This is a genomic window from Ollibium composti (assembly GCF_004801285.1).
In the GTDB taxonomy this organism is placed as follows: Bacteria; Pseudomonadota; Alphaproteobacteria; order Rhizobiales; family Rhizobiaceae; genus Mesorhizobium; species Mesorhizobium composti.
In genome coordinates, this window is sequence record NZ_SSNY01000036.1 from 1 (window position 1) to 3,481 (window position 3,481).

The following is a 3,481-nucleotide window of genomic DNA, read 5'->3' on the forward strand; positions in this document are numbered from 1 at the left end:
GCCACGCCCGGAATCTCTTCCGTCTGGCCATTGTCAAAGAACAGACCTCGGTGAGTTGAGGTCGGGAAGACGGCGGTCGTCGAAACGCTGCCGAATGTTTGGTAACTGCGATCCGAAGACCGCCGCCCGGCGATTTCCGTTCCCGTCCGTTCCGCTTCACCGCAGCTCACGATGCCGGCATTGGCGCCTCCACCGGCCGATGGCTTGCAGCGCTCGTCCAGCGCACACGGGCCGTAATACCCGTAGGGGGTGAAGAGCGGTCCGCGCAGCGGACGAAAAGCCAATTGCTTGGCTTTTCGAGTGATGAACGCCCGGCATCGCTGGAGGCCTTGAACGACTGGCTGGAACAGCGGTGTCGGGCGCTGTGGCAACAGATTCCCCATGGCCTCAGGCCGGGAACGATCGAAGACATCCGGGCCGAGGAAGCGCGGTTCCTGATGCCGATGCCACGCCTCTTCGATGGCTTCGTCGAATACACCAAGCGGGTCTCTCCGACCTGCCTCGTCCATTTGGAGCGCAACCGCTACAGCGTGCCGGCGTCCTTTGCCAACCGGCCGGTTAGCCTCCGGGTCTATCCGGAGCGGATTGCGCCGTTGCGCAGAGCACCGGGCTTGCGCTGGATGACCGCCAGATAGTGACGCCAGTCGTAGACGGTGCGACCGGGGCCGTCATGCGACCGCTCGATGATGCGGCGGTGCTCGCACACGATCTGCCCTTCCGCAGCAACCACAATCCGCTCCGGATAGACCCGGAGGCTAACCGGCCGGTTGGCAAAGGACGCCGGCACGCTGTAGCGGTTGCGCTCCAAATGGACGAGGCAGGTCGGAGAGACCCGCTTGGTGTATTCGACCATGGCCAGCCATTATCTGTTCGAGGCCGAGTTCTGCAATCCGGCCTCGGGCTGGGAGAAGGGACAGGTCGAGAAGAACGTCCAGGATGCGCGCCACCGGTTATGGCAGCCAATGCCGCGCTTTCCATCGCTGGAGGCCTTGAACGACTGGCTGGAACAGCGGTGTCGGGCGCTGTGGCAACAGATTCCCCATGGCCTCAGGCCGGGAACGATCGAAGACATCCGGGCCGAGGAAGCGCGGTTCCTGATGCCGATCGGCATCAGGAACCGCGCTTCCTCGGCCCGGATGTCTTCGATCGTTCCCGGCCTGAGGCCATGGGGAATCTGTTGCCACAGCGCCCGACACCGCTGTTCCAGCCAGTCGTTCAAGGCCTCCAGCGAGGGAAAGCGCGGCATTGGCTGCCATAACCGGTGGCGCGCATCCTGGACGTTCTTCTCGACCTGTCCCTTCTCCCAGCCCGAGGCCGGATTGCAGAACTCGGCCTCGAACAGATAATGGCTGGCCATGGATGCCTCTTGCTTCGAGTTCTGCGCGGAACCAGGCGCTGTCGTATCCTCGATCGGCGATCAGGTGTGAAGCAGCCGGCAAAGCGTCGAGCACGAGACGCGCGCCCTTGTGGTCGCTCATCTGGCCTTCCGACAGGAGCAGGATGATCGGCCGGCCATCACCGTCGCAGACGGTGTGGAGCTTCGAGTTCAGCCCGCCTTTTGTTCGCCCGATACGACGGGGAACATCCCCTTTTTGAGCAGGCTCGCCGCCGTGCTTTGGATTGAGATGTGATTCACGGCTCCGAGAAGGAGACCGTGATGGGTGATTTGTTTCTGCTGAGCGAGCGCCAGATGGCGCGGATATCGCCGCATTTCCCTCTGTCGCACGGGGTTCCGCGGGTCAATGACCGGCGGGTGGTGAGCGGCATTGTCTACGTGATCCGCAACGGTCTTCAGTGGAAGGATGCGCCCGCAAGATATGGCCCGCACAAGACGCTCTATAACCGCTTCATCCGCTGGAGCCGGCTCGGCGATGCCGAGACGGTCGCAAGTCTCGAAGAGGTCATCGCGCTGCTCACGCGCCAGAGCCGCCGCATCGAGGGCGAGATCGCCTCGTTGATCGACGACGACCCGCTGTGGGCCAGGCTCGATCGGACCCTCCGCTCGATCAAGGGCGTGGCTTCGCGCACCGTGGCCCGCCTGCTTGCTCAATTGCCCGAAATCGGCATCCTTTCCAACAAGGCAATCGCCAAGCTCGCCGGGCTGGCGCCGATGGCCAACGACAGTCGACCTCACCTGATCGCAGGTATTTGCGGATCGTATTCCGCGACAGTCCCGTGCGCCGTGCAATCTCCCGGATCGAATGTCCATCTCGCAGATGCCAGCGTCGGATAACGCTCAGTAACGCCATGTTGGCCTGCTGCCGGTTTCGTGGACACCGAGATAAGGTGTTTAACGGAACTGGAGAGTTGGAATGCAGAGAAGGAAGTTCAGCCGCGAGTTCAAGCTCGAGGCGGTGAGACTGGTGAAGGATCGGGGGCACAGGCCGCAACGAGCAAGAAGGAGAAAGCCGCCCCTTGACCAAAACCTAAGACCCAAACCATACATGAAGGCGGGTCACTTCTCGGCGAAAATCCCGGGTCAGCTCTCAGCGGAAATCAACAGTGTCAAGTTGCATTTGCGAACTCGGTGCGCGCGTCGCGTGCTTTTGCGTTGAGGATGACGAGTAGCTTGCGGGCGAGCGCGATGCGGATGACCATCTTCTCTTTTCCGGCGGCCTGCAGCCGCTGAACATCGAGCGCTTCTACAATCCCCGGCGACGGCACTCGACACTGGGCTATATGAGCCCCGTCGAGTTCGAGGAGAAAGCTATGTTAGCTTAACCCCGTGTCCGAAAAACCGGCAGCAGGCCAGATCGTATTCCGCGACAGTCCCGTGCGCCGTGCAATCTCCCGGATCGAATGTCCATCTCGCAGATGCCAGCGTCGGATAACGCTCAGTAACGCCATGTCTATCACTCCAAAGTCCCCTGCAATCAACCCGCCTTCATGTATGGTTTGGGTCTTAGGTTTTGGTCAAGGGGCGGCTTTCTCCTTCTTGCTCGTTGCGGCCTGTGCTGAGCTGTTCTTGAAGCGGAAGCTGTCGTTTCCGGTTTCCAAGATGTGGCCTGCTGCCGGTTTCGTGGACACCGAGATAAGGTGTTTAACGGAACTGGAGAGTTGGAATGCAGAGAAGGAAGTTCAGCCGCGAGTTCAAGCTCGAGGCGGTGAGACTGGTGAAGGATCGTCTGGGCGGCGTTCCCCGGCGCGGGATCTACGACAACATGCGCACGGCGGTCGACAGGATCGGCCGCGGCAAGGAGCGGCAGGTCAATGCCCGCTTCTCGGCCATGGCCAGCCATTATCTGTTCGAGGCCGAGTTCTGCAATCCGGCCTCGGGCTGGGAGAAGGGACAGGTCGAGAAGAACGTCCAGGATGCGCGCCACCGGTTATGGCAGCCAATGCCGCGCTTTCCTCGCCAAGCTCAAAGACTGGCGGCGCATCGCAACCCGCTACGACCGCTGCGCCCACACCTTCTTCTCGGCAATCTGCATCGCTGCCGCCGTCATCTTCTGGCTATGATTAATGAGTCCTGAGCCTAGAC

The 3,481-nt window shown here is 61.4% G+C and carries 1 protein-coding gene and 12 pseudogenes; 5 read left to right on the forward strand and 8 right to left on the reverse strand.

The features are described from left to right. Positions 1-284, reverse strand: a 284-nt coding sequence (locus tag E6C48_RS22755) for a hypothetical protein (RefSeq protein WP_206086554.1), incomplete at its 3' end; no start/stop codon positions are given. Positions 285-320: 36 nt separating this feature from the next. Here E6C48_RS22755 and E6C48_RS22385 point away from each other — a divergent pair. Further along, positions 321-587, forward strand: a pseudogene (locus E6C48_RS22385) (Mu transposase domain-containing protein); the annotation flags it as partial. On the opposite strand, the pseudogene E6C48_RS22390 reads toward E6C48_RS22385, so the two are convergent. The 3 pseudogenes from E6C48_RS22390 to E6C48_RS22690 form a co-directional block, all read right to left on the reverse strand. Then, a pseudogene (locus E6C48_RS22390) lies at positions 587-850 on the reverse strand (Mu transposase domain-containing protein); the annotation flags it as partial. The pseudogenes E6C48_RS22385 and E6C48_RS22390 sit on opposite strands and share 1 nt — an antisense overlap. Before the next feature lie 249 nt (positions 851-1,099). After that, positions 1,100-1,363, reverse strand: a pseudogene (locus tag E6C48_RS22685) (IS21 family transposase); the annotation flags it as partial. A 52-nt stretch (positions 1,364-1,415) separates the two neighbouring features. Next, a pseudogene (locus E6C48_RS22690) lies at positions 1,416-1,703 on the reverse strand (hypothetical protein); the annotation flags it as partial. On the opposite strand from E6C48_RS22690, the pseudogene E6C48_RS22985 reads away from it, so the two are divergent. Beyond that, positions 1,658-2,125 (forward strand): annotated as a pseudogene (locus E6C48_RS22985) (transposase); the annotation flags it as partial. The pseudogenes E6C48_RS22690 and E6C48_RS22985 overlap by 46 nt on opposite strands. A gap of 4 nt (positions 2,126-2,129) precedes the next feature. Here E6C48_RS22985 and E6C48_RS22415 read toward each other — a convergent pair. Beyond that, positions 2,130-2,249, reverse strand: a pseudogene (locus tag E6C48_RS22415) (helix-turn-helix domain-containing protein); the annotation flags it as partial. Between the two features lie 256 nt (positions 2,250-2,505). Next, positions 2,506-2,628 (reverse strand): annotated as a pseudogene (locus E6C48_RS22425) (IS110 family transposase); the annotation flags it as partial. A gap of 3 nt (positions 2,629-2,631) precedes the next feature. Here E6C48_RS22425 and E6C48_RS23150 point away from each other — a divergent pair. Beyond that, a pseudogene (locus tag E6C48_RS23150) lies at positions 2,632-2,721 on the forward strand (IS3 family transposase); the annotation flags it as partial. Between the two features lie 30 nt (positions 2,722-2,751). Here the strand turns inward: E6C48_RS23150 and E6C48_RS23155 are convergent. Next, positions 2,752-2,847 (reverse strand): annotated as a pseudogene (locus E6C48_RS23155) (helix-turn-helix domain-containing protein); the annotation flags it as partial. 66 nt (positions 2,848-2,913) lie between these two features. Continuing rightward, positions 2,914-3,003 (reverse strand): annotated as a pseudogene (locus E6C48_RS22435) (ATP-binding protein); the annotation flags it as partial. Positions 3,004-3,125: 122 nt separating this feature from the next. Between E6C48_RS22435 and E6C48_RS22445 the strand changes: the two are divergent. Both E6C48_RS22445 and E6C48_RS22450 read left to right on the forward strand, forming a co-directional pair. Next, positions 3,126-3,353, forward strand: a pseudogene (locus tag E6C48_RS22445) (IS21 family transposase); the annotation flags it as partial. Between the two features lie 4 nt (positions 3,354-3,357). Beyond that, positions 3,358-3,459: pseudogene (locus E6C48_RS22450) on the forward strand (IS5/IS1182 family transposase); the annotation flags it as partial. Positions 3,460-3,481: the final 22 nt, after the last annotated feature.